This is a genomic window from Roseibium sp. RP-7, assembly GCF_053005225.1.
In genome coordinates this window covers 1,257,502-1,281,358 of the sequence record NZ_JBRKQA010000001.1, presented here as the reverse complement: position 1 = coordinate 1,281,358, position 23,857 = coordinate 1,257,502, and the positions used below count along the sequence as shown (strand labels likewise).

Sequence of the window (23,857 nt, the reverse complement as noted above, 5' to 3'; positions counted from 1 at the left end):
ACCGTCAGCCTTGCAATAGGGTATTCAAACTTTCACGATCGTCTGGCGCACCTGTGACTGCGCTGATCTGCGCGAATGCGGTTAATACACTGCAGGAACAGGGAGACGTTTTTGAAGTTTGATAGAAAGATCTTCTTCTGCCATATCCCGAAAACAGCCGGCACGTCATTGCGCCTGTCGCTGGAACAGGCTGTCGGAGACGCAGCCGTTGTTCCCTCTCAAGCGCTGATTTCCCTTCATGGTGGCCGCTATCCGCCGCTTCACGAGGCCCTGCTGGAGCTTCAGGAAAAACCGGACTATCGCCTGTTTCGAGGACACTACGGCTTCTGGGTCCGAAGATATCTTCCAACAGATACGCTAACGATCGTAGTTCTGCGTGATCCGGTGGAGCGTGTCCTTTCCCACATTCGACATTTTCTCGCAGACGGACGAATTGCAGAGGCAGATGCGTTCGAAATCCTTGATCAGGGACGATTACCAATTCCCGACAATACAATGTGCAGATATCTCGGTGGAACGCCAATAAAAGCAGTAGGACAAGAGCTGTCAGACCGCTTCCTTGCCTCCAGAATTGATCCGATCGACGATCACGACAGCCTTTTCAAACGTGCCGTTTCGACAGGTCGCTCGGTGGATATCATGGGATTTACCGATGAAATGCCGGATCTCTATGAGAAGATCTCGCAAGAAACCGACCTGTCCCTGACAATGCGGCAGGACAATCCGAGCCGCTATCCTGCGCTTTCGCTTTCAGACCGTCAGCTCGACACCGTCAGGAGACACAATCAACTCGATCTGCAGCTCTATGAGGCAATGCGAGCAGAGCGCAATTCCAACAAGTTGACACGGCTCCTAAAAAGAACAGGACTGTACCGAACCTGATCCGCTGCTACGCCCCTGTCAGCCGGAGCCCCCACTTGAGACCGTCGGCTTGCGGGCGTGGAAATCAACCGCACGAACAATTCACTTGCAGGCAAATGGGCCGGAGGCGCTAAACCCTGGCGCCCAGCTTGACCTGAACATTGAGACGGGACGCAGCGCCCTGAACATGAGCCGCCATGGCTTCCCGGGCGCCTGTCCTGTCACCTGCCTCAATGGCCTCAAGCACCCTGGAATGTTCACCCAAAGTGATCTCCACCAGGTCGTCCTTGGCGTAGATGTCGGATGTCACCCGCGTGGTTTCCTTCAGCCTGGAGGAGATGTAGCAGATGATGCCGAAGAGATAGGAGTTGCCGGCGGCCTTGCCGATTGCGCGGTGAAACACGGCGTCGGCTTCCAGCCGCTGTTCGTCGAACCGCTTGTGCCCTTCCAGAACGGCGACCGCCGCCCGCATCTCCCTGAGATCTGCCCCTGTCCGACGCATCGCGGCAAGTCCCGCAGCTTCGATTTCCAGGAGGCCACGCAACTCGAACAGGTCCGCAAGGTTGCCGGACTTGTCGAGTGAGCGGATATCGACCCGGAAGGTTTCGCGCTCCGAAACAGGTTTGACGATGGCCCCGCGCCCCTGGCGCGATTCAATGACGCCATCAGACCGCAGCCTGGCAATGGCTTCGCGCACCACATTGCGGCTGACGCCAAAGGTTCCCGCGAGTGCATGTTCGGTCGGCAACGTATCGCCGGGGTTCAGTTCACCATCCTGAATTTTCGCCATGATGTCTGCTGCGATGCGGTCCGGTAACAGCGATGACCGACGCACTTCCCGAAACTCAGCCATGCCGGGCTCCTCTTCGCATTGCCGGTGGGTTATTCGTGTTCTTCAACGGCTTAATGCATCCATAGGACAAGCTCGGGTGCTTGTCGAGCCGGTCGGCACCTCGACATCAGATGGCCGAAACCCGCCATTCTCACGGATCGAACGCGATTACGGAAGCAGATTGCAAATCGAGCCGAGGGACCCGTTTCCCATGAAGCCCTAAAGCGCGTAGATCACCTCTGCTGCGCGAACGGCAGCGGAGGCCCTGTTCTCAACACCAAGCTTGACGAAGATCTGCTCCAGATGCTTGTTCACGGTGCGCGGCGACAGACCCAGAATTTCGCCGATATCCTTGTTGGACTTGCCCTTGGCGATCCAGATCAGGACTTCCGCCTCGCGCTGTGTCAGTTCAAAGCTGCCCTGCAGCGCCTGGACCTGCCCGGCTTCGTCTTCTGCGGTGACGCGGAACAGGTTTTCATCAGGGCCGACACGGCCAAGAGGGTGAAGTTGCACTGCCAGGTTTTCAGATAAGCCGAGCATGAAACTCTTGCGACGCTCACCGGAGGAATTCGGCCCGTCCAGCCAGTCCCCCAGTGCTCGGCCCAGCCGGAAAAGACTGGTTTCGGCAGCCCCTGTCTTTGCCAGCAGGTTGTGGATCTGCGGTGTCGACCACAGCACTGTCCCCTCCTGCGACACGGCCACCAGATGGCGCCCGGCTGCATCCAGCGCCACATGCGCACTTTGAACCGACCGGGCATTCTTCAGATGCACCTTGATCCGCGCCTTCAGTTCGTCGACGTCGATCGGCTTGGTAAGGAAATCGACCCCGCCGGATTCCAGCGCCTTTACCACATGTTCCGTTTCGGACAGCCCGGTCATGAAAATCACCGGCACGTGCTGGAGCGCCGGATTTTCCTTGATCTGCCGGCAGGTCTCAAAACCGTCGAGGCCGGGCATGATCGCATCCATCAGAATCGTATCCGGTGTCACCTTGTTGCAGATGTTGAGAGCGGTTTCGCCGCTGGTCGCCACCAGAACGGCTACGCCGGTCTTTTTCAGGGCTTCGGTGACGAAGCCGAGCGTTTCCGGGCTGTCGTCGACCACAAGGACCGTATCGCGACGATCATCCGTCATGTGTTTCCAATTCACTCAAGACGTTTTTGTAGGCATCGAAATCAAACCGGGCGAGATGGACATTCAATGCATCGATCAGGGGGAGATTTTCCGGCGTTTTCGCCAGTTCGTTCAATTTGGCCTCGATGCCTTCCACATAACCGATCTCCGCAAGCGAGATGAGATCGGCGACGTGATCGGCACCGGGCGATTTCAAGGGATCCTTTCGGGCAGGTTCCTGGTTTCGCTCGACCGGCTGTTCGGTCCAGACAACACCCATGTGTTTTTGCAGCAGGTCGTAAAGCTGGCCGATGCCGAAGGGCTTCGCAAGGGTTGCTGAATGGTGAGCCGGACCGTCCGGCCGCAAAGCCTTGTCACCGATGTTGGCCGACAGCATGATGATCGGCGCGCTGACACCTCTGTCCCTCAGGTCCTCGGCCAGCTCCCAACCGTTCATTCCCGGCATCAGGATATCGATCAGGTAGATATCCGGCCGCAGCGGCTCGACCGTCTCCAGGCAGGCCCTGCCTGTATCCGCCTCGATGACGGCAAATCCGATCGGTTTCAGGATATCGCAGACAAGCGCTCGGTGATCCGGGTTGTCATCGATCACGGCAACCGTCTTCCGCTCGCCTTCGTAGCCTCGCACCTGTCTTTCCAGGCGGATGGTATCGACAGGCCGGTCGACAGCCGCCAGCATCAGCCGCACTTCAAAGGAAGCGCCCTTCCCCGGTTCGCTGGACAGCGCGATAGCTCCACCCATGGTTTCCGTCAGAAGCTTGGTGATGGTCAGCCCGAGCCCCAACCCCGGTGTCTTCGCCCCGTCGGCGGTCTTGCTGCGGCCGAATGGTTCGAAAATCTTGACCTGTTCGTCAAGCGCGATGCCCGGTCCGCTGTCCGACACGACAAAGCTGGCCACCTGTGACCGGTAACTGACCGAAAACGAAACAGTGCCCTCGGAGGTGAACTTGATCGCATTCGACAGGAGGTTCACCAGGATCTGCCGCAGGCGCTTTTCATCAGTTCGAACAAACACCGGCAGGTTGGGTGCGCGCGCATAGTTGAAGCCAAGCCCCTTGGCAGCCGCCTGCATGCGGAACATGTCGACGATCTGATCCAGGAACTCGTGAATGTTGATCTCGTTGGAATAGATCTGCAGCCTGCCAGCCTCGATCCGCGAAATATCCAGAAGGCCGTCGATCAGCCCTGACAGATGCTCGGCACTGCGCCGGATGGTGCTGATCGCAGGCCTGCGGGCTGTCGGCACGCTGTCGTCCCGCTCCAGCACCTGGGCATAGCCCATGACCGCGTTCAAGGGTGTTCTGAGTTCGTGACTGAGGCCGACAACGTAGCGGCTCTTGGCAAGGTTGGCGGCCTCGGCATCTTCCTTGGCCTTCTGCAGAGCCGCGTCGGTAACACCGTGAGCGTCGATTTCCTTCTGAAGCAGCGCGTTCTGGCGCATGGATTCCTCTTCGGCGACCCGCCGGGTGTCGTGAGCAAGCACCAGGAACCAGCAGGCAATACCGACGACGATGGCAAAAACAAAGAAAATCAACAGCACCGTCTGGCCGATGATGCCGGTCGGATCTCCCAGACGATTTTCCGCCTGGGCATAAATGATCCAGAGCACCAGGCCGATTGCAGCATTCGACAGAACAGAGATGAACGCATAGCGCCCCAGCCGGGACTGCAGGAACGCCATCGCGTTTTCCGGCAAAACCCGGCCCGCGACGGTGCCGACCTGATAGGACAAACGTGCCTTCGGCTTGCAGCTGTCGTGGCAGCGGGCATCGAGTGAACAGCACAGCGAACAGATCGGCGACTGATAGGCCGGGCAATAAGCCATGTCTTCCGGCTCGAACGGGTTTTCGCAGATCGAACAGGCGATGTGCTCCTTCGTCTGCCAGCTCTGGCGCGGCTTGCGAGCCAGGTAGAACCGACCCCTGGTCGCAAAAGCGATCAGGGGCGCGGCAACAAAGGCAATGGCCATCGCCAGAAAGGTGGCGAGGGCCTCCGCCGTCTTGCCGAACTCGCCGAAGTGCGCGGCCAATGCGAGACCGGCGGCCAGAAGCATTGCGCCGGTACCAACCGGATTGATGTCATAAAGATGCGCACGTTTGAATTCGATTCCCGGAGGCGACAGCCCGAGCGGCTTGTTGATGAAGAGGTCAGCCGAAATGGCGGAAAGCCAGGCCATCGCAATGATGGAGAAGACACCAAGGGTTTCTTCCAGCAACCGATAGATGCCGAGTTCCATCAACAGCAGAGCGATGCCGACATTGAAGACGAGCCAGACCACCCGGCCGGGATGGGAGTGTGTGAGGCGCGAGAAGAAGTTCGACCAGGCAAGCGACCCGGCGTAGGCATTCATGACGTTGATCTTGAGCTGCGCCACCACCACGAACGCCGCCATCAGCAAGAGGACGACGGTTTCGTTCGGGATCATGTAGCCGAAAGCAACCGCATACATGCGCGAGGGTTCGTCGGCGTGATCAACCGGAACACCGTGCGACAAAACGAGGACTGCCAGGAAGGAGCCTGCAATCATCTTGGGGGCACCGAGAACAACCCAGCCGGGCCCGGCCAGAAACAATGCAAGCCGGTGCCGGCGGCGGGCATAATCCTGCGCCGGAAGAAACCGCAGAAAGTCCACCTGTTCACCGATCTGTGCCATCAGCGCCAGAATGACTGCGGAGGCTGCGCCGAAGCTGACCAGGTTGATGCTGTCCCAGCCGCCAGCTGTCGTACGCGGCGCCTGTGTTACCGGGTCGATGCCGGAAAACGTCAACCACTCGCCGACGGCCTGCCAGTCGGTGAAGGCAATGAAGACGAACGGCAGGATGTTCAGGATGATCCAGAAGGGTTGGGTTGCGAGCTGAAAGCGGCTGATCCAGGTAATGCCGTGGGTCACCAGCGGAATGACCGCAACCGCGCTGATGACATACCCCAGCCAGAGCGGCACACCGAAAGCGAATTCCAGCGCGCTCGACATGATGGAGGCTTCAATCGCAAAGAGAATGAAGGTGAAGCTGGCATAGATCAGCGAGGTGACCGTCGAACCGATGTAGCCGAACCCGGCGCCACGCGTGAGCAGGTCGATGTCGACGCCGTAGCGCATGGCATAGCGGCTGATCGGCAGACCGACGACCAACAGCACCAGGCTGCCGACCAGTATGGCGAGAAACGCGTTGGCGGTTCCGTGGGACAGGGTGATCGCACCACCGATTGCCTCCAGAGCCAGAAAGGAGATGGCCCCGATCGCCGTCTGGGAAATTGCCCGGGAGGAAAAGCGGCGTGCGCTCTTGGCGGTGAACCGGAGCGCATAGTCTTCCAGGGTCTGGTTGTTGACCCATTTGTTGTACTGGCGCCGAACAGGCAGAATGCGTTGGCGCGCCCTCACGCGTCCGCCTCCACGCCGGCACCAAATGCCCAATAACTGGACATATGACTATTTATTCGGCAAATGCCGTTCTTCATCGCCCGCTTTCCGCCCCGTTTTTTTATTCAGCTCCTCTCTTCAGCACATTTCATGCCGTCTTTGCTTCTGGAATGCCTTGGCAGGCGTTCAAGCCGATTACGTCAATTGACGTATGTTGCGGTGCAGTGGTGCCAGTGCACGATCCCTTCCTGACAGCGGCACACCTTCCAGCCGCCAATCGCCGGCGTGGGAACCGGTGACGTCAAGCAAAGGGGAACATCCATGAAAAACACATTCACCAAACTCGCATTGGCAGGCCTGATGGCCTCCACGATGATCGGCGGCGCATCCGCCCAGGAAGACACGATCAAGGTCGGCATCCTGCACTCGCTTTCCGGCACCATGGCCATTTCGGAAACCACTCTGAAAGACGCCATGCTGATGCTCATCGAAGAGCAGAACAAGAAGGGTGGCCTGCTTGGCAAGAAACTGGAAGCGGTCGTTGTCGACCCGGCTTCCGACTGGCCGCTGTTTGCTGAAAAGGCGCGTGAGCTGATCGAAGTCAACGGCGTCGACGCCGTGTTCGGCTGCTGGACGTCCGTTTCGCGCAAGTCCGTTCTGCCGGTCTTCGAAGAACTTAACTCGCTGCTGTTCTATCCGGTTCAGTACGAAGGTGAAGAATCCCAGCGCAATGTCTTCTACACGGGCGCCGCACCGAACCAGCAGGCCATTCCGGCCGTCGATTACCTGATGAACGAGGAAGGCGTCGAGCGCTGGGTTCTGGCCGGCACCGACTATGTCTATCCGCGCACGACCAACAAGATCCTTGAAGCCTACCTGAAGTCCAAGGGCGTGGCTGAAGAAGACATCATGATCAACTACACGCCGTTCGGTCATTCCGACTGGCAGACGATCGTGTCCGACATCAAGACCTTCGGCTCCGCCGGCAAGAAAACCGCTGTGGTTTCCACTATCAACGGCGATGCCAACGTGCCGTTCTACAAGGAACTGGGCAACGCGGGCATCAAGGCTGAAGACATTCCGGTTGTCGCCTTCTCCGTTGGTGAAGAAGAGCTCGCCGGTCTCGACACCGCTCCGCTCGTCGGCCACCTGGCTGCCTGGAACTACTTCCAGTCCGCAGATACCGAAGCCAACGCCGAATTCATCGATGCCTGGCACGCTTACATCGGCGACGACAAGCGCGTGACCAACGACCCGATGGAAGCGCACTTCATCGGCTTCAACATGTGGGTTGAAGCAGTCAAGAAGGCGGGCAGCACCGAGCCGGATGCCGTGATCGACGCCATCGTCGGTGTCAGCGTTCCGAACCTGACCGGCGGCTACTCCGCGATGATGCCGAACCACCACATCACCAAGCCGGTGCTGATCGGTGAAATCCAGGAAGACGGCCAGTTCGAAACCGTCTGGGAAACCTCCGGTCTCGTCGTCGGCGACGCATGGTCCGACTATCTGGACGGCTCCAAGGACCTGATCTCCGATTGGCGCGCACCGCTTTCCTGCGGCAACTTCAACACTGCCACCGGCAAGTGCGGCGGCTCCGGGTCTTAAGGGAGGAGACGGAGCTCGGGCGGGTCTTACGAGACCCGTCCTCTTTCCCCGGCTTTCCAACCGGAAAGGTTTGCCTGGAGAGACGCTCTTAGCTCGCCCCTCATCCTGAGGAGGACCACAAGGTCCGTCTCGATGGATGGGCGGCAATCCCGGAAGCAAGTGACCCATCCTTCGAGACGCCGCAATGCGGCTCCCAGGATGAGGTCGTCAGGTGAAAGTTCTAAACACCGGTGGACACGATGTCCTTGATGAGATCCTTCCTACTCCTCCTTAGCCTCGCTGCCAGCCTCCTTGCCGCACCGGCACTGGCCCAAAGCGATCCAGAGGCACTCCGTCCGCTGATCAACGACCTGGCCAAGGGCAAATATTCCGAAACCGAAAAGCAGATCGGTGCCCTTGTCGCGACCGGTGACCCGCAGGTGGCTCCTGCTCTCGAGGCCCTGAGCAACGGCGACCTCTACGTGCGCAAGGCCGATGGCGAAGTCTTCATCACCAGGAAGGCCGGCAAGAACTTTGCCCTGATCGACCCGCTGACCATGGAAACGACCGGCGAAGCGGCCAAGGGCGAAATCGACAAGATCAAGGTCAACAACAAGCTGCGCCGGGTGATCCGGTCTGCGCTCGGGTCGCTGACCCTGATGGCGCCTGATCCGAAGGTGCGGATGGCGGCTGCCGAAGCCGTGTTCAAGGCGAAGGATCCGGACAGTATCGAAGCCCTGGATGCTGCCATTGCCGCTGAAACGGACGATGGCGTGCGCAAGGTGATGGAAGAAGCCCGGGCCGCGGCCGTTCTGAACTCAGAAATGGACGAGGCAGCGAAACTCCAGGCGGTTTCGACGCTCGGCACGATGGGCAACCGTGATGCTCTGTCGCTTCTGATCGCCGTGCAATCTTCCTCCGAAGGCGCCTTGCGCGAAGCGGCAACCACGGAAATCACCAAGATCGAGAAATCCATCGCCGCCTGGGATGCAGCACAGAATGTCTGGTACGGCCTGTCGCTTGGATCCGTGCTGCTGCTCGCCGCCATTGGTCTTGCCATCACCTTCGGCGTCATGGGCGTCATCAACATGGCGCATGGCGAGATGGTGATGATCGGGGCTTACGTCACCTTCGTTGTTCAGGAATTCATTCGCTCCTCCGCACCTGGTCTTTTCGATTATTCCCTGTTCATTGCCCTGCCGCTTGCCTTCCTCACATCGGGACTGGTGGGGGTTGCCATCGAACGTGGCGTCATCCGCTGGCTGTACGGACGCCCGCTGGAAACACTGCTTGCGACCTGGGGTATCTCGCTGGTGCTGCAGCAGGCAGTGCGCTCGATCTTCGGCCCGACCAACCGTGAGGTTGGCAACCCGGACTGGATGTCCGGCGCCTTCGAAATCGGCCAGATGACGATCACTTATAACCGCATGTGGATCATCGTCTTCGCGATGCTGGTCTTCGCCGGACTGATGCTTGTCCTCAAGAAGACCCCGTTCGGGCTCTATACCCGGGCCGTGACCCAGAACCGGCGCATGGCCGCCTCGATGGGCATCCGCACTCCCTGGATCGACGCCCTCACCTTCGGGCTCGGCTCTGGTATTGCCGGGATCGCGGGCGTCGCGCTCAGCCAGATCGACAACGTTTCGCCGAACCTTGGCCAGGGCTACATCATCGACAGTTTCATGGTCGTGGTCTTCGGCGGGGTCGGCAATCTGTGGGGCACGCTGGTAGGCGCCATGACCCTCGGTGTCGTGAACAAGTTCCTGGAGCCCTATGCCGGCGCCGTGCTCGGCAAGATCTTCGTGCTCATCTTTATCATTCTCTTTATCCAGAAGCGTCCAAGGGGCCTGTTCGCCCTCAAGGGCCGGGCAGTTGAAGCATGATGACCTCTTTCCTCTTCCGCGCCATGGACGCCCGAGCAGGGATCTTCCTCGCCATCATGGCGGCCGTGATTGTTCTGGTTCCTGCCGGCAACCTGCTTGTCCCGGAAGGCTCGGCCTTCCATGTTCCGACCTACGCGGTCACCCTGATGGGCAAATACCTGACCTACGCGTTGTTGGCGTTGGCGGTAGATCTGGTCTGGGGCTATTGCGGCATTCTCTCGCTCGGTCATGCGGCCTTCTTCGCGCTCGGCGGCTATGCCATGGGCATGTACCTGATGCGTCAGATCGGAACCCGCGGCGTTTATGGCGACCCGATCCTGCCGGATTTCATGGTGTTCCTGAACTGGGGAGAACTGCCCTGGTACTGGTACGGCTTCGACATGTTCTGGTTTGCGGCGCTCATGGTGCTGCTGGTGCCGGGCGTGCTGGCCTTCGTCTTCGGCTGGTTCGCCTTCCGCTCACGCGTCACCGGCGTTTACCTGTCAATCATCACGCAGGCCCTCACCTACGCGCTGCTGCTTGCCTTCTTCCGCAACGACATGGGTTTTGGCGGCAACAACGGCCTGACCGACTTCAAGGACATTCTCGGCTTTGATATTCAAGCCGACACGACCCGCGCGGGCCTGTTTGCAGCCTCAGGCCTGGCGCTGGTCCTGTGTTTCCTCATCTGCCGGGCGATCACCCGATCGAAACTCGGCAAGGTGCTGGTGGCCGTGCGCGACGCGGAGAGCCGGACACGCTTCCTGGGCTACCGTGTGGAACACTACAAGCTGTTCGTCTGGACCCTGTCGGCCATGATGGCCGGTATCGCCGGAGCCCTTTACGTGCCGCAGGTCGGCATCATCAACCCGGGTGAATTTGCACCTGCCAACTCCATCGAGGTGGTGATCTGGGTTGCCGTCGGCGGGCGCGGAACGCTGGTCGGGGCCGTTCTCGGCGCCGTTCTGGTCAACTTCGCCAAGACATGGTTCACCGCCGCCCTGCCCGACATCTGGCTCTTTGCGCTTGGCGGCCTCTTCGTGGTCGTGACCCTGTTCCTGCCGAAGGGCATCGTCGGCACCCTTTCCCAGGGCTGGACAGCCTTGCGGCAACGGAAAGTCTCCAAAGACTTCGAAGCCGGGTCGGACCAACCTCCGAGCCAGGCGCCGCAGTCGCCCGCCTCCCCGGCCAACGTCAGCCCGAAAAAATCTGCCTCGACCGTTCCGGCGGATGCCGAACCCCAGCCCGCGGAGTAAAGCCATGGCACGATCTTCCAGTCTTCTTTATCTCGACGGCGTGTCGGTTTCCTTTGACGGTTTCAAGGCATTGAACGAATTGTCGCTGACGATTGCCCCGGGTGAAATGCGGGCCATCATCGGTCCCAACGGGGCAGGCAAGACCACGATGATGGACGTCATTACCGGCAAGACCCGACCGGACAGTGGCGAGGTCTTTTTCAACGGCACCGTGGACCTTACCGGCGAGGACGAAGCTTCGATCGCCGAACTCGGGATCGGCCGCAAGTTTCAAAAGCCGACCGTTTTTGAGAGCCATACCGTCTGGGACAACCTGGAACTGGCGCTCAAGGCACCGCGTGGCCCATTTGCGACCCTGTTTCATGTCATTTCGGGTGGTGAGAAGAAGCGGGTTGAATATCTGCTCGATCTGATCCGGCTTGGTTCGAAGAGAAGCGAGCTCGCAGCCAACCTCAGCCACGGCCAGAAGCAGTGGCTGGAGATCGGCATGCTGCTGGCACAGGATCCGAAGCTGCTTCTCGTGGACGAGCCTGCTGCCGGCATGACGGATGCCGAAACCGCCGAAACCGCTGAACTTCTGAAGGATATCGCCAATGATCACTCGGTCGTCGTGGTCGAGCACGACATGGTGTTTGTGCGCTCCCTGGGTGTCAAAGTCACCGTTCTCCACGAAGGCTCGGTCCTGGCTGAAGGCTCACTCGACCATGTCTCAGCCGACGAACGTGTCGTGGAAGTTTATCTCGGACGATGAGGAGTAGGCTTTGTCTTTCGCGTCTCGTCGCTCGCGGAAGTGATACGGCGATACCGACAACGAACGAACCAACGGCCACAAGGCGCATCGCGATCAGCCAAGGGAAGTCAGCTCATGCTGCAAGTTGAAAACATCGATCTTCATTATGGCGCCGCCCAGGCGCTGAAGAAGGTTTCGCTGAGGGCCGAGACCGGGAAGGTAACCTGTCTGATGGGGCGCAATGGTGTTGGCAAGACGTCCACCTTGCGTGCCGTGGCCGGTCAGCACGGCATCAGCGCCGGCAAGATCCTGTGGGACGGCGAGGACATATCCTCGCTGGCAGCCCACGCCCGCGCCAAGAAAGGCATCGCGATTGTGCCGCAGGGACGCGAGATCTTCCCCCTTCTATCGGTAAAGGAAAATCTTGAGACCGGCTATGCCCCGATCCCGCGCAAGGAACGGTTCATTCCCGATACGATTTTCGAACTTTTCCCGGTGCTCAAGGACATGCTGTCCCGCCGTGGCGGTGATCTGTCGGGCGGACAGCAGCAGCAGCTCGCGATTGCACGAGCCCTGGTCACCCGTCCGAAACTTCTGGTGCTTGATGAACCGACGGAAGGCATCCAGCCTTCAATCATCAAGGACATTGGCCGGGCAATCTCGTGGCTGCGCGACCAGGGCACGATGGCCATCGTGCTGGTGGAACAATATTTCGAGTTCGCCCGTGATCTGGCCGACGATTATGCCGTCATGGACCGCGGCGAAGTGGTGCTCTCGGGCACGGGGGCCGACCTTTCTGAAACGGAAGTCCGTCGGTATCTGACTGTTTAGGCCAGGGGAACGACTCCCAAAGCTCACTTTTCCTCCTCATCGTGGGGAGCCGCTTCGGAGGCGCCGCGAAGGATGATGGGGTTAGGCGTGCTGTTACCCGCATTTGACGCAGGCAGTGCAGTTGATAGGGTGCAGGCAAATCGCCCACCTCATCATCCTTCCCAGCCGGATCGTCATGTCAGAACCACTTTCCAACGAAGCCATTTCCGCAATCTCCGCTGCCGTTGACGCCGCATTCGAGGACGAGATCGCCTTCCTGCAGGATATCGTGCGGGCAAGATCCCTTCGCGGTGAGGAGGCCGGTGTCCAGAAGATCATTGCAGACGCTCTCCGTGACCGTGCCTATGACGTCGAGACCTATGGGCTCGATGTGGCGCAACTGCAGTCCCATCCGGCCTATTCTCCAGCCACTATCGACTACACCGACACGTTCAACGTCAGTGGTCGCAAGAAGTCTGTCCATGGCGGGCGTTCGTTGATCCTGAATGCCCATGTTGATGTTGTTCCCACTGCCAATCCGGCAAACTGGACCCATCCGCCGTTTGCAGCCGTGCGCGAGGGCGATTGGCTTTTCGGACGGGGCGCGGGGGACATGAAGGCAGGCCTCGCAGCCAATCTCTTCGCAGTCGATGCCATCGAGGCTGCCGGGTTCAGCTTGAAAGGACCGCTCGAGTTCCAGTCTGTCATCGACGAAGAGGTGACGGGCAATGGCACCGCAGCTGCGATCATGAATGGTGCGACGGCGGACGCGGTTCTCATTCCCGAGCCGACAGACGAAGAGGTCACCTATGCAAATTCCGGAGTCATCAAGTTCCGGATCTCCGTCCAGGGCGTGCCGGCTCACCCACGTGAGCCGGAGTCAGGCCTCAGCGCAATCGAGGCGGCGTTCCTCGTCATCAACGAGTTGAAGGTTCTGGAAGCTCGCTGGAATGAGGAAAAGACCAGCCATCCCGGCTTCGACGACCTGCGCAATCCTGCAAGCCTCAACATCGGCACCATCAACGGCGGCGAATGGCCGGCGTCCATCCCGTTTGAATGCCGTTTCGAAGGCCGGATCGGATTTTATCCGGGTGACGCCCCACAAGACCGGATGGCCAGCGTGGAACAGATGCTGAAAACGCTTGGTACGAAGGATCCCCGGCTTGAAAAAGCCAATCCAAAGCTCGAATGGATCGGGACATGTCAGGCAGGATATCTTCTTGCCGAAGGCAGCGACGCGGAAAATGCGCTCGCCGCCGCACACAAGATCACATCCGAAACTGCGCTCAAACGGTCGATCATGGCCTGCTATCTGGATGCGGCTCTTTACGTGAACCATTGCGGCATTCCCGCCCTCACCTATGGCCCGCTGACAAAGAACATTCACGGCATAGACGAATGCGTGAACCTGCCGTCGCTGAAAAGAGTGACGAAGACGATCGCCCTGTTTACCGCTGCCTGGTGCGGCATCGCACCGACGTAGGCCAGTTCAGCTGCACCGAAATGAGGATGCCCTTCTTCGCACAGGGCCTTCCTTCCGGAGGAGCACATCCCCTCTTTAGCCAGAAAAATGCTCCCGTTTTTTGTGTCGTTCCGTTAGTCTTCAAGACCGGGACGCGTTCAGGCAATTGCAGACGCCTCATCCTGTCCCTTTTCAGAGTAGTGTACGGAGCAGAATTTCAAAATTTCAAACAATACGATTTCAACGAACTGGTCTTTTGCTGCCGGTCCATGTAATGCGGGCAGCACCTAGCGGGCTTATGGTGATTGACTAGCGCCTGAAGACCACCCAGAAGCAGGAAAATTTAAAATGCGTGTTGCAATGATTGGGACCGGCTATGTCGGTCTGGTGTCCGGAACCTGTTTTGCCGATTTCGGACATGTCGTGACCTGCATCGACAAGGATGCAAGCAAGATCGACGCCCTGAACAACGGACAGATCCCGATCTATGAACCTGGCTTGCAGGAACTCGTTGCAAAAAACGTTGCCGAAGAACGCCTCTTCTTTACCACTGATCCTGAAGAAGCGATCCGCAAAGCGGATGCCGTTTTCATTGCCGTCGGCACGCCGACCCGCCGAGGCGATGGCCATGCCGATCTGTCCTATGTTTATGCCGCGGCAGAGGAAATCGCACGGCTGATCGAGGGCTTCACCGTGATCGTCACCAAATCGACCGTTCCGGTCGGCACGGGAGACGAAGTGGAAGCGATCATCCGCAAGACCAACCCTGACGCAGAATTCGCCGTCGTTTCAAATCCGGAATTCCTGCGCGAAGGCGCCGCCATTAGCGACTTCAAACGCCCCGACCGGGTGGTGGTCGGCACCGATGACGAGCGCGCGGTCGAAGTGATGCGTGAGCTTTACCGCCCGCTGTATCTCAACGAAACCCCGATCATCGTGACCCGCCGCCGCACATCGGAACTCACCAAATACGCGGCCAATGCGTTTCTCGCGGTCAAGATCACCTTCATCAACGAAATTGCAGACCTGTGTGAGAAAGTCGGGGCAAACGTCCAGGAAGTCTCGCGCGGTATCGGCCTCGACAACCGCATCGGCGGCAAGTTCCTGCATGCCGGCCCTGGCTACGGCGGCTCCTGCTTTCCGAAGGACACTCTTGCCCTCTCGCGGATCGCCGCGGATGCACAGTCCGATCTGAAGATCGTCGATTCCGTCATCGAGGTGAACGCAGCCCGCAAGAAGAAGATGGCTGACAAGGTGATCGAATTCATGGGCGGCGACGTAAGCGGCAAGACGATCGCGCTGCTTGGCCTCGCCTTCAAGCCCAATACGGACGACATGCGCGAAGCTCCGAGCATCGATATCGTGGAAAAACTGCAGGCTGCTGGTGCCAAGATCCGTGCCTACGACCCGGCCAGCATGGAAGAAGCCGAGAAGGTCATGTCGGGTGTGATGTTCTGCGATGGCCCCTATCATGCCATCGAGAACGCAGACGTGGTTGTAATCGTTACGGAGTGGGATCAGTTCCGCGCGCTTGACCTCGACCGCGTCAAAACTCTGGTCTCTGCACCCAAGGTTGTCGACCTGCGAAATATCTACAAGCCGGACTACATGGAAGCCCGTGGCTTCGAGTACACCAGCGTCGGCCGCAGCTACTAAGCGGCCGGTTCCCACCTCAGAATTTAATATTCAATGCGAACGTCGGGCTAACCCTACCCCGGCGTTCAATTTTTTAAAAATTAATTAAATTTCACATCACTTTTGACGTCGGAACATTGCTCCCGTCGCGTCACTATGGTAACCAAACCCTTAATGGATAACAATTTTCCCGATCTTGTTACCCAAATATTAACGATACGATCGTGATTGCGACCGCCTCCAGACAGGTTGCTGGCGCACATCAAGTGGTCTCGTAAATCGGGTTGAGGCTGGCATATCTTGGCAGACGAAACAGTATCTTACGAAGCAGATGATCACGGCCGCGAAGCGATGAATATTGCCGGTTTCGCGACGTGGGGCTATCCGCACCCCGACCTGCTCGATGCGACAAACCGTGCCTCCCGCGACCTCCGCCCAGCACGCGGAGTGATTCAATCCGGACTGAAGAAATGTATTGACCTGACCGGTGCAAGTGCCGGCCTTCTACTGCTTTTTCCCTTATTTGTTGCACTCGCGGTTGCAATAAAACTGACAAGCCGCGGACCGGTATTTTTCCGTCAGTGGCGCTACGGTTTGAACGGCAAGAAGTTTGCCGTTCTCAAGTTCCGGACGATGTACGCCAACCAGTGCGACAGCACCGGGATTTCGCAAACCGTTGCCAACGATCCGCGCGTCACTTTGATCGGCGCCTTCCTTCGCAAGAGCAACTTCGATGAACTGCCGCAGCTCATTAACGTGTTGCGGGGAGAGATGTCCCTGGTAGGTCCTCGCCCGCATGTGCCCGGCATGCTGGCCGCCGGGATGCCTTATGAAGACTTCCACCCCAGGTATATGGACCGCCACAAGGTTCTTCCGGGCATCACAGGCCTGGCACAGGTCAACGGCTTTCGCGGGGAAACCAAAAACGCTCATGCGGCCCGCATGCGGCTGGCCTATGATCTTGCCTACATCGAGCGTCAGTCGGTTATGCTTGATGTCAAAATCCTCGCGACGACGGTCGCCAGGGAATTCTTCAACGGCAACGGTTACTGAACCGCCGGAAAATCCTCAAACAGTGTCACTGGCAGAGACGCGGGATCATGCGTCTGCGCACAAAGTCGCCATGCGCTGCAGGGCAAGCAGGTAACCCTCCACACCGCAGCCAGCAATCACCGCATCCGCACGGGTTGAAACGTAGGAATGGTGCCGGAAGCTTTCCCGTTTGTGGATGTTGGAGACATGAACCTCGATCACCGGACAGGTGCAGGTATTCAATGCGTCCAGAATTGCGATCGAAGTGTGCGTATAGGCCGCCGGGTTGATGATGATACCCGCGGCCGCTTCTCTCGCCTCATGGATCCAGTCGATCAGCACGTGTTCGGCATTGCTCTGATGGAATGCGATCTCCAGCCCCTTGGGCGCAGCGGCGGCCTCACACATCGCACGGACATCATCCAGGGTCTGAGACCCGTAGATCTCCGGTTCCCGCTTGCCGAGCAGATTGAGATTCGGACCGTTCAGAACATAGATGATTTTTGCCATTGAATTTTCCCTAGACCTTCGTCGACAACTTGCCCCGCACTGGCGATTTTTACCAAGAAATTCGAAGATTTCCGGCAAAAGTTTGTGGACGATTGTTATCGGAGGTGATACCGCCGTCCCGCATCCTTGCGACGCTCGGTTTTACGCATTATTAACTATAAAACTCCAGTGTGAGAAAAAATCGGCTCATCGGGTAACCATGATTAAACTCCGCGAACGGTTGGACACACTTGAAGCTTTGATGGCTGCCATCGAAGGCTACCATCATCTCCCTATCGATGTTCTTTCCCAGTTCCTGCTCGACCACTACACGGTTGATCTTGACGTTCTGGCGCAGTTTGCCGAAGCCGCAGAAAATGCCCAAGCTCAAGGCGCATCGTCTTATGCGGCAGCGGAAAATCGCGCGGCAGCACAGTCGGCCGCCTGACGCGTCCACATCACATTCAGCTGAATTTTACGCTTAACCGATCGCGGTGAGGTTACCGTCGCCTTCGCCGCCCTGCTGTTGCGGCTGGCCGGGGCCACCTTGCCAGATCTTCTGGCGGTTCCGGATTTCGCGCGGTGCAGGGCCGAAATAGGTGGCCGTCTTGATGAAATCGCGCGGGTGCAGGATCACGCTGGAAACGCGCTGATACAGTGCCTTTGCCGAGATCGGCTTGGACAGCAGCTCGTGTACGCCGAGCCGGCGCGCTTCCACGATCCGGCTACGCTCAGTGTGAGCGGTCACCATGATAATCGGGATATAGGCGAAGGGATTGTTCGGACTGCGGATCATGCGCACCATGTCCGCCCCGTCCAGGATCGGCATGACCCAATCCAGAATAAGGATGTCAGGGTTCGCCCGGTCCATGGCTTCAAGGCCGGACGCGCCGTCTTCAGCCTCGACAATGCGCCGCGCACCGAACCCCTGCAGCATGGTGCGCAGGATGGTCCGCATGTAGGCACTGTCTTCGACCAGCAAGAATGTCAGAGAGGCAAGATCCAGGCTCACCTAGTCCTCCTTGTTTGACTTAACCTTTGCCATGAAAGTCTGAACAATGAGTTAGTCTCTCGCTGCGAGAAGCCCACAAACATCCGCCGACGCGGCATCGACTTTGAATAGTTTCGGAAAGGCTGAGAAATTACTCGCAATACACTGGGGGATTTCACCTATTGGTAATATTGCGCTCAATTAATCTTTTGGCTGGTTCGATATTAACGGGACTTTCAATTGTACGCCCCCATCTTTCAGGCAAGAAATCGAACTGAATGAGCAGCCTTTTGCAAACGATTGTAAGAACCATGTCCCGGGATCCTGAAACGTTCGGGGAAGACGATCCGCTCCCTATGGAGCATGAACCGTCCGACCTCGGCACAAATGCAAGACTGAGAGACAATCTCCTTCTGCTTGCCGGCATAGGGCTCGTCCTGCTTGCCACAGGCATGGCCCTGTCCAACGTCCTCTCCTAAGCTGCCCGTTGTGCCTTGCCGCGGCAGGGCTCAGGCAAGGCGCGGCTTCCGGGCACTGAAGAGTGCCACGCACCCGATCCTTTCAATCTTCATCTCGGCAAAGCGTTTTTCAAGTTCCGCTCGCAAAGTATCCTGCGTGTCGGCTTCGTTTGAAAAGACACCCTTGCGGTTATAGATCTGCATCAGCTTGCGGGCGGCACCGGACCGCGGCGCATCGCCTTGCAGGATGGTGGAGCCAAAGACCGTTGCCCCTTCTTCGAGATGCGGTACCGCATGATCGAAAATCACTGCCTTTTCAGTCATGGTGCCCGGAAGGCAATGAAGCACGTAGTTGAGGCCGATGGTCTTGAAACTGCCGATGTCTTTTGGCCACGGCACGAGTGCATCTGCCTGAACGGTGACGGGGTTCAAGCGGGCAATCCTGGCGGCAGCCTTGTCGAGGCACTCCCGGTTGGGATCGAGCAACGTCACCCTTGGATCTGCAACGGGAAACCTGGTCTTGTCCAGGAAGTAACCGGTGCCCACGCCAATATCCAGGTGATTGGCGGAAACATGCTGGTCATAGAGCGCGACCAGATGAGAGCTCGGACAACGCCAGATCCAGCGGTTCGACAAACCCAGCACCAGGGCATCGTAGATGGCCAGCGACGTTCTGGAATAAACGGCGTAGCCCGGTTTGTGCGCGTCCGGAAACGAATCCATGCATAGCTCCAGTTACCTTAAGGAATGCATGGGGCTAGGCGCACGGGAACACAAAGTCAAGATTGCCGGCAACTACTTGTCTGGCAGGTCGTCGTCGTCAAGGATGCGCCATTTGGCACCTTCGAGATCGTCATACTGGCCGCTTTTCAAGGACCAGAGGAAAGCCCCAAGCCCTAGCGCTCCCAGGAGCAATGCAATCGGTATCAGATAGATCAGAACGTCCATGTTGATCTCATTCAGCAGCCTGTTGCTGTCGCACTGCGGGTGCGTTCGCTCCTGCGTCCCTGCCGCCCTCTCCCCAGCGCAGCTTGAGCGCGTTTGCGGTAACTGCCAGCGACGATGCGGACATCGCTGCTGCCGCCATCAAAGGTGTGACGAAACCGGCCACGGCAATGGGCACGGCAATGATGTTGTAGACGACCGAGATCCAGAGGTTCTGCTCGATTGCCGCCCTTGCCCGTTTCGACAGCCTGAGCGCATCGGCCACAGGCTGCAATTTGTCACCGAGAAAAACGGCGTCTGCAGCGGCCTGACTGAGATGCACGGCCGAGACAGGCGACAGCGAGACATGCGCCCCGGCCAGCGCCGGTGCATCATTCAGGCCATCGCCAACCATCAGGACCTTGCGGCCACTGGCCTGGAGTTCTTCGAGACGTGCAATTTTCTGGGCGGGCTTCATGCCCGAGCGCCAGTCCGATACACCAAGCACAGCCGCGCAATCGGCCACAGCAGGTTTCGTATCCCCGGAGACAATTTCAAGCGCGTAGCCGGCTGATTTCAACTGATCGACCACCGCCCTGGCATCCGGGCGCAGCCGTTGCCGGAAGGCCAACAGGCGGGCAGGATCCCTGCCAAAGCGGATAGCAAGCAGAGAGGCACCCGGGTTCGACTGCAGTGCTGCCTCGACCTGTTCGTCGGATGCTTCGCAGAACAGCGGGCTGCCAAGCCGCAGACGTTGTCCGGCAACCAGGGTTTCAAGACCCGCCCCGGATATCTCGCTGACGTCCGGCAGAGGCTGCAGCGCTCCTGTTGCCTTGACCAGGGCTGCCGACAAGGGATGCCGACTTGCCAGGGCAAGGCGTCCGGCCAGCGCAAGCGTTTCGTCATCTGGATCGATGGAGCTACACAGATCCGGCTCGGTAAGCGTCAGCGTACCGGTCTTGTCGAACAGGATGGTGTCGATATCCGACAATCGTTCGATGGCATCGCCCGAATTGAGCAGGATTCCACACCGGAAGAGCTGCCCGGATGCCACCACCTGCACGGCGGGAACCGCCAAACCGAGCGCGCAGGGACAGGTGATGATCAAGACGGAAATGGCGATGATCAGGGCTGGCTGCCAGTCGAGCCCGGCCAGCAACCAGCCAAGAAATGTCAGCGCAGCCGCGCCATGCACCAGGGGCGCATAAAGGCGGGCGGCGCGGTCGGCAATGCGCACGTATTTGGATTTGGCCTGGGATGCCGCTTCGAGCAGGCGGTTGACCTCATCCAGCAACGTCGCGCCGGAAGCAGCCTGAACCCGGACCTGCAACACCCCTGCTCCGTTTAAGGTACCAGCATAGACCCGCTGACCGGCGGCAACCGGCACCAGCACGCTTTCACCGGTCACTAGGCTCTGGTCGATCTCGGAAACACCGGTTTCAACCACACCATCCACCGGCACCCGCTCGCCGCCCGATACCAGAACCAGGTCACCTGCGGCGATTTTTGAAAGCGGTACTTCTCGGACAGCACCGTCGGGATGGATCAGCGCGGCAACTTCCGCCTTCAGCGCGGCGATGTTCTCTGCAAAAGACCGCGTTCGCCCCCGCATGTTGTGGTCGAGATACCGCCCGACCAGCAGGAAGAACAGCAACATGACGGCGGATTCGAAATAGGCATGATGCTGATGCTGGATGGTCTGGACGACCGACAGGGCGACCGCCAGTGTCACGCCGATCACGATCGGCACATCCATGTTCAACCGGCCGGCGGCCAGGGCGTTGAAGGCGCTGCGAAAGAACGGCCGCCCGGAGTAGGCAACCGTCGGCAAGGCAATCAGCGCAGACAGCCAGTGGAAGAAATCCCGGGTTTCCGGGGTGATGTCGGTGGCATTGCCCGACCACACGGAAACGGACAGCAGCATGATGTTCATACCGGCAAAGCCGGAAACCGCCAGACAGCGCAGCAATTGTTTGCCGGTCTTGTCCTGACGCTCCTTCTGGCTTGCCGGATCAAAGGGGTGGGCCTTGTATCCGAGACGTTCCAGCTCGGCGACGATCTCGTCAGCCCCGGTCTGGTCTTCCGACCAGTCGACGGCGAGCCGCTGGCTGGTCAGGTTGACGCGTGCCGTCCGGATGCCCGGAAGCCGTTTCAGACCTCGCTCGATGTCTCCCATGCAGGCAGCGCAGGTGATGCCGTCGACGGCAAGGTCCATGTGGACCGCACCGTCTTCGCCCGGCGTCACGAATGCCTGCCAATCACGCTGATGGACCGTCACGGTACGTGCCTCAGTTCTTGACGAAGATCCGGTTCTCGGACCGGAATTTCCGTTCGCCATCCTGTTCGATTTCCAGGATGAGTGTCCAGTTGCCGTCGGCAAGATTCTCGACTGTGCCGACATAGCGCCCACCGCCGTCAGCCGTGAAATCGACCTTCACGTCGGCGTCGTCATGAACCGGATTGCGCAAAAGGGCATGAAGGACCACCCCGTAAAGCGGCGTTCCCTGCGCATCGTTGGCCGTGACGACCAGCTTGCCATCCGCACTGCTGGTGCGGGTAAATTCGGTCGAGATCTGCCAGTTCAGGTCTGCCTGAGCCTTGGCGGCCGCGATTTCCTGGTTGTAGGCCTGTCCGGCTTCATAGGAACTTTCCACCACCACGCCCGGGAAAGACCCGAGCGCGAGATAGATGAACACGGCGTTGGCGGTAAAGATCACCCCAAAGAAGGCAAGAAGCCAGACCAGGACCGTCTTTCCGGTGATCGCCTTGGGATCTTTCATGTTCGATTGAACCATCGTCATTCTTTGCTCCTCAAGGTTTTTCCGGTGCCTTGAACGTGTCTTTGGCTGTGACCACTTCGCCCATGACGCTTTCGGTGATCCGGAAGGTAACCGGCGTCGAATGTGGCATCTTTGCCCAGGGCGGCGATGTCACGAGAATACGGACTTCCCGGGTCGTGTCAGGACCGACGGAGATGATCGGACGGCCGGCGAAGGTGTCCTCCGTACCGACGGCTTCCACCATCGTGTTGGCCGGCATGCCTTCCACATGCAGCATGAAATGGCGCTCGTGGCGGCGTTTGTTCGACAGACGCACGGTATAGCCGTTGCGCACGGACCCGTCCGACTGCTCGACGAACACCGGGTTCCTGTCATGCAGAACGCTGATATCGGCGAAATCACGATTGAGCAGTGCGAACAGCATGATGCCGCAGACCACGGCGATGATACCGACATAAATGACCGTTCGGACGCGGACGATCTCGTAGACCGATTCCTTGCCTTCCAGGCGGCGCTGGATGTTTTCGTCCGTATCGTAGCCGATCAGTCCCTTCGGCTTGCCGATCTTTTCCATGACGTTGTCGCAGGCATCGATGCACAGGCCGCACTGGATGCAGTCGAGCTGCATGCCCTTGCGGATGTCGACACCGGTCGGGCAGACCTGGAAGCACTGGTAGCAGTCCACGCAATCGCCAGCAGGCATGCCCTGGTCGGCAAGTTTCTTGTTTTGCTTCAGGGAACCACGCGGCTCGCCCCTGTCCCAGCGATAGGTGACGTTGAGGGCCTTCTCGTCGGTCATGGCGGCCTGGATGCGCGGCCATGGGCACATGTAGATGCACACCTGCTCCCGCATGAAGCCTGCGAGGAGATAGGTCGTCGTGGTCAGGATGGCGATCCAGACATAGGCAATCATCGGTGCCTGGAAGGTCAGGAGTTCCCATACCAGGGTCGGTGCGTCGTTGAAGTAAAGCACCCACGCACCGCCCGTCCACCAGGCGATCATCAGCCACAGGAAATGCTTTGTCACGCGCTTGCGGACCTTGTCGAAGGTCCAGGGGTCCTTGTCCAGTACGATGCGCTCGCGTCGGTCGCCTTCCACCTTGCGCTCGACCCAGAGGAACAGGTCCGTCCAGACCGTCTGCGGGCACAGATAGCCGCACCAGACGCGTCCTGCGACCGCGTTCATCAGGAACAGTACCAGCGCTGCAAGAATCAGGAGACCGGTGAGGTAGTAAACTTCCTGCGGCCAGATCTCGATGAAAAAGAAATAGGCCCTGCTGCCTTCCATATCGACAAGAACAGCCTGGCTTGGAGCATCCGGGCCGCGGTCATACCGGATAAAAGGCAGGAAATAATAGATGCCCAGCGTGATGAACAGCAGCGCCCACTTGATCCTGCGGAACAGGCCGTGCGTCGCCATGGGATAGATCTTCTTGGCTGATGCAAACCATTCATCGGATTGCGCGCCCTCATGCGTCTCGGTGTCCGTAGACATACCGTCCGTCCTCTTCAACGCGATCCTGCCCCAATAGGATCTTTGGAAAATCATTCGCCACCCACCATTAGCAGCGAGTGCTCAAAATAAACCGGCGCAAAGCGTCACACTTTGCGCCGGATCAAATCGTTCAGGCTATCTGGCGCATTTGTCGCACCAGA

Annotated in this window: 21 protein-coding genes; 11 read left to right on the top strand and 10 right to left on the bottom strand. The window is 58.8% G+C overall.

All coding sequences use genetic code 11. The features are described 5' to 3' along the window. Window positions 1-111 precede the first annotated feature (111 nt). Window positions 112-882 (top strand): hypothetical protein, encoded by a 771-nt coding sequence (locus ACVDG9_RS05820; protein ID WP_447237479.1) that lies wholly within the window; start codon window positions 112-114, stop codon window positions 880-882. Between the two features lie 109 nt (window positions 883-991). Here ACVDG9_RS05820 and ACVDG9_RS05815 read toward each other — a convergent pair whose 3' ends face one another. The 3 genes from ACVDG9_RS05815 to ACVDG9_RS05805 form a co-directional block, all read right to left on the bottom strand. Continuing rightward, on the bottom strand, window positions 992-1,714 hold the full coding sequence (locus tag ACVDG9_RS05815; RefSeq protein ID WP_447237478.1) for a FadR/GntR family transcriptional regulator: 723 nt from the start codon (window positions 1,712-1,714) through the stop codon (window positions 992-994). Between the two features lie 198 nt (window positions 1,715-1,912). Then, window positions 1,913-2,827, bottom strand: coding sequence for a response regulator transcription factor (locus ACVDG9_RS05810; RefSeq protein ID WP_152511648.1), 915 nt, complete (start codon window positions 2,825-2,827; stop codon window positions 1,913-1,915). After that, the gene (locus ACVDG9_RS05805) at window positions 2,817-6,206 is read right to left on the bottom strand and encodes a hybrid sensor histidine kinase/response regulator (protein ID WP_447237477.1); all 3,390 of its coding nucleotides are present in this window, start codon (window positions 6,204-6,206) and stop codon (window positions 2,817-2,819) included. Before ACVDG9_RS05805 ends, ACVDG9_RS05810 begins: the two co-directional genes overlap by 11 nt. Before the next feature lie 300 nt (window positions 6,207-6,506). Between ACVDG9_RS05805 and urtA the strand changes: the two genes are divergently transcribed. From urtA to ACVDG9_RS05765, 8 genes are all read left to right on the top strand, one after another. Further along, window positions 6,507-7,793, top strand: coding sequence for an urea ABC transporter substrate-binding protein (urtA, locus tag ACVDG9_RS05800; protein ID WP_031269634.1), 1,287 nt, complete (start codon window positions 6,507-6,509; stop codon window positions 7,791-7,793). Window positions 7,794-8,032: 239 nt separating this feature from the next. After that, window positions 8,033-9,655 carry an urea ABC transporter permease subunit UrtB gene (urtB, locus tag ACVDG9_RS05795; RefSeq protein ID WP_447237476.1) on the top strand — a complete coding sequence of 541 codons (1,623 nt, stop codon included), beginning with the start codon at window positions 8,033-8,035 and terminating at the stop codon, window positions 9,653-9,655. Next, complete coding sequence (urtC, locus tag ACVDG9_RS05790) at window positions 9,652-10,890, top strand: urea ABC transporter permease subunit UrtC (protein WP_062489924.1); 1,239 nt, start codon at window positions 9,652-9,654, stop codon at window positions 10,888-10,890. The genes urtB and urtC overlap by 4 nt, the downstream gene beginning before the upstream one ends. A 4-nt stretch (window positions 10,891-10,894) precedes the next feature. Next, window positions 10,895-11,641 (top strand): urea ABC transporter ATP-binding protein UrtD, encoded by a 747-nt coding sequence (gene urtD, locus ACVDG9_RS05785; RefSeq protein ID WP_023001728.1) that lies wholly within the window; start codon window positions 10,895-10,897, stop codon window positions 11,639-11,641. 114 nt (window positions 11,642-11,755) lie between these two features. Further along, window positions 11,756-12,451 carry an urea ABC transporter ATP-binding subunit UrtE gene (gene urtE, locus ACVDG9_RS05780; protein WP_447237475.1) on the top strand — a complete coding sequence of 232 codons (696 nt, stop codon included), beginning with the start codon at window positions 11,756-11,758 and terminating at the stop codon, window positions 12,449-12,451. Between the two features lie 175 nt (window positions 12,452-12,626). Continuing rightward, window positions 12,627-13,913 (top strand): ArgE/DapE family deacylase, encoded by a 1,287-nt coding sequence (locus tag ACVDG9_RS05775; RefSeq protein WP_447237474.1) that lies wholly within the window; start codon window positions 12,627-12,629, stop codon window positions 13,911-13,913. 327 nt (window positions 13,914-14,240) lie between these two features. Further along, window positions 14,241-15,548, top strand: coding sequence for a UDP-glucose dehydrogenase family protein (locus ACVDG9_RS05770; RefSeq protein ID WP_447237473.1), 1,308 nt, complete (start codon window positions 14,241-14,243; stop codon window positions 15,546-15,548). Between the two features lie 279 nt (window positions 15,549-15,827). Next, entirely contained in the window at window positions 15,828-16,580 is a 753-nt protein-coding gene (locus ACVDG9_RS05765) for a sugar transferase (protein WP_447237472.1), read from the top strand. 45 nt (window positions 16,581-16,625) lie between these two features. Here the strand turns inward: ACVDG9_RS05765 and aroQ are convergent, their stop codons facing one another. After that, window positions 16,626-17,069, bottom strand: coding sequence for a type II 3-dehydroquinate dehydratase (gene aroQ / locus ACVDG9_RS05760; protein WP_447237471.1), 444 nt, complete (start codon window positions 17,067-17,069; stop codon window positions 16,626-16,628). On the opposite strand from aroQ, the gene ACVDG9_RS05755 reads away from it, so the two are divergent. Then, window positions 17,056-17,496, top strand: coding sequence for a hypothetical protein (locus tag ACVDG9_RS05755; protein WP_447237470.1), 441 nt, complete (start codon window positions 17,056-17,058; stop codon window positions 17,494-17,496). The two genes, aroQ and ACVDG9_RS05755, sit on opposite strands and share 14 nt — an antisense overlap. 33 nt (window positions 17,497-17,529) lie before the next feature. Here ACVDG9_RS05755 and ACVDG9_RS05750 read toward each other — a convergent pair whose 3' ends face one another. Then, on the bottom strand, window positions 17,530-18,060 hold the full coding sequence (locus ACVDG9_RS05750) for a response regulator (RefSeq protein WP_023001735.1): 531 nt from the start codon (window positions 18,058-18,060) through the stop codon (window positions 17,530-17,532). Window positions 18,061-18,317: 257 nt separating this feature from the next. Between ACVDG9_RS05750 and ACVDG9_RS05745 the strand changes: the two genes are divergently transcribed. After that, window positions 18,318-18,518, top strand: coding sequence for a hypothetical protein (locus ACVDG9_RS05745; protein WP_023014640.1), 201 nt, complete (start codon window positions 18,318-18,320; stop codon window positions 18,516-18,518). Window positions 18,519-18,548: 30 nt separating this feature from the next. Here the strand turns inward: ACVDG9_RS05745 and ACVDG9_RS05740 are convergent, their stop codons facing one another. The 5 genes from ACVDG9_RS05740 to ccoG form a co-directional block, all read right to left on the bottom strand. Beyond that, a complete protein-coding gene (locus ACVDG9_RS05740; RefSeq protein WP_447237469.1) occupies window positions 18,549-19,220 on the bottom strand; it encodes a class I SAM-dependent methyltransferase in 672 nt (223 codons plus the stop codon). Between the two features lie 72 nt (window positions 19,221-19,292). Beyond that, window positions 19,293-19,445 carry a cbb3-type cytochrome oxidase assembly protein CcoS gene (gene ccoS, locus ACVDG9_RS05735; RefSeq protein ID WP_023001738.1) on the bottom strand — a complete coding sequence of 51 codons (153 nt, stop codon included), beginning with the start codon at window positions 19,443-19,445 and terminating at the stop codon, window positions 19,293-19,295. Window positions 19,446-19,452: 7 nt separating this feature from the next. Continuing rightward, window positions 19,453-21,699 (bottom strand): heavy metal translocating P-type ATPase, encoded by a 2,247-nt coding sequence (locus ACVDG9_RS05730; RefSeq protein WP_447237468.1) that lies wholly within the window; start codon window positions 21,697-21,699, stop codon window positions 19,453-19,455. 10 nt (window positions 21,700-21,709) lie between these two features. Beyond that, complete coding sequence (locus tag ACVDG9_RS05725; protein ID WP_447237467.1) at window positions 21,710-22,222, bottom strand: FixH family protein; 513 nt, start codon at window positions 22,220-22,222, stop codon at window positions 21,710-21,712. A 10-nt stretch (window positions 22,223-22,232) separates the two neighbouring features. Next, complete coding sequence (gene ccoG, locus ACVDG9_RS05720) at window positions 22,233-23,696, bottom strand: cytochrome c oxidase accessory protein CcoG (protein ID WP_075281454.1); 1,464 nt, start codon at window positions 23,694-23,696, stop codon at window positions 22,233-22,235. Window positions 23,697-23,857 lie beyond the last annotated feature (161 nt).

What these genes read in the sequence shown, in the direction of transcription:
- ACVDG9_RS05815 (WP_447237478.1), bottom strand. Translation starts at nt 1,714, where the DNA reads ATGGCTGAGTTTCGGGAAGTGCGTCGGTCATCGCTGTTACCGGACCGC.
- ACVDG9_RS05810 (WP_152511648.1), bottom strand. Translation starts at nt 2,827, where the DNA reads ATGACGGATGATCGTCGCGATACGGTCCTTGTGGTCGACGACAGCCCG.
- urtA (WP_031269634.1), top strand. Translation starts at nt 6,507, where the DNA reads ATGAAAAACACATTCACCAAACTCGCATTGGCAGGCCTGATGGCCTCC.
- urtB (WP_447237476.1), top strand. Translation starts at nt 8,033, where the DNA reads ATGTCCTTGATGAGATCCTTCCTACTCCTCCTTAGCCTCGCTGCCAGC.
- urtC (WP_062489924.1), top strand. Translation starts at nt 9,652, where the DNA reads ATGATGACCTCTTTCCTCTTCCGCGCCATGGACGCCCGAGCAGGGATC.
- urtD (WP_023001728.1), top strand. Translation starts at nt 10,895, where the DNA reads ATGGCACGATCTTCCAGTCTTCTTTATCTCGACGGCGTGTCGGTTTCC.
- urtE (WP_447237475.1), top strand. Translation starts at nt 11,756, where the DNA reads ATGCTGCAAGTTGAAAACATCGATCTTCATTATGGCGCCGCCCAGGCG.
- ACVDG9_RS05775 (WP_447237474.1), top strand. Translation starts at nt 12,627, where the DNA reads ATGTCAGAACCACTTTCCAACGAAGCCATTTCCGCAATCTCCGCTGCC.
- ACVDG9_RS05770 (WP_447237473.1), top strand. Translation starts at nt 14,241, where the DNA reads ATGCGTGTTGCAATGATTGGGACCGGCTATGTCGGTCTGGTGTCCGGA.
- ACVDG9_RS05755 (WP_447237470.1), top strand. Translation starts at nt 17,056, where the DNA reads ATGATTTTTGCCATTGAATTTTCCCTAGACCTTCGTCGACAACTTGCC.
- aroQ (WP_447237471.1), bottom strand. Translation starts at nt 17,069, where the DNA reads ATGGCAAAAATCATCTATGTTCTGAACGGTCCGAATCTCAATCTGCTC.
- ACVDG9_RS05745 (WP_023014640.1), top strand. Translation starts at nt 18,318, where the DNA reads ATGAGCAGCCTTTTGCAAACGATTGTAAGAACCATGTCCCGGGATCCT.
- ACVDG9_RS05740 (WP_447237469.1), bottom strand. Translation starts at nt 19,220, where the DNA reads ATGGATTCGTTTCCGGACGCGCACAAACCGGGCTACGCCGTTTATTCC.
- ccoS (WP_023001738.1), bottom strand. Translation starts at nt 19,445, where the DNA reads ATGGACGTTCTGATCTATCTGATACCGATTGCATTGCTCCTGGGAGCG.
- ACVDG9_RS05725 (WP_447237467.1), bottom strand. Translation starts at nt 22,222, where the DNA reads ATGACGATGGTTCAATCGAACATGAAAGATCCCAAGGCGATCACCGGA.
- ccoG (WP_075281454.1), bottom strand. Translation starts at nt 23,696, where the DNA reads ATGTCTACGGACACCGAGACGCATGAGGGCGCGCAATCCGATGAATGG.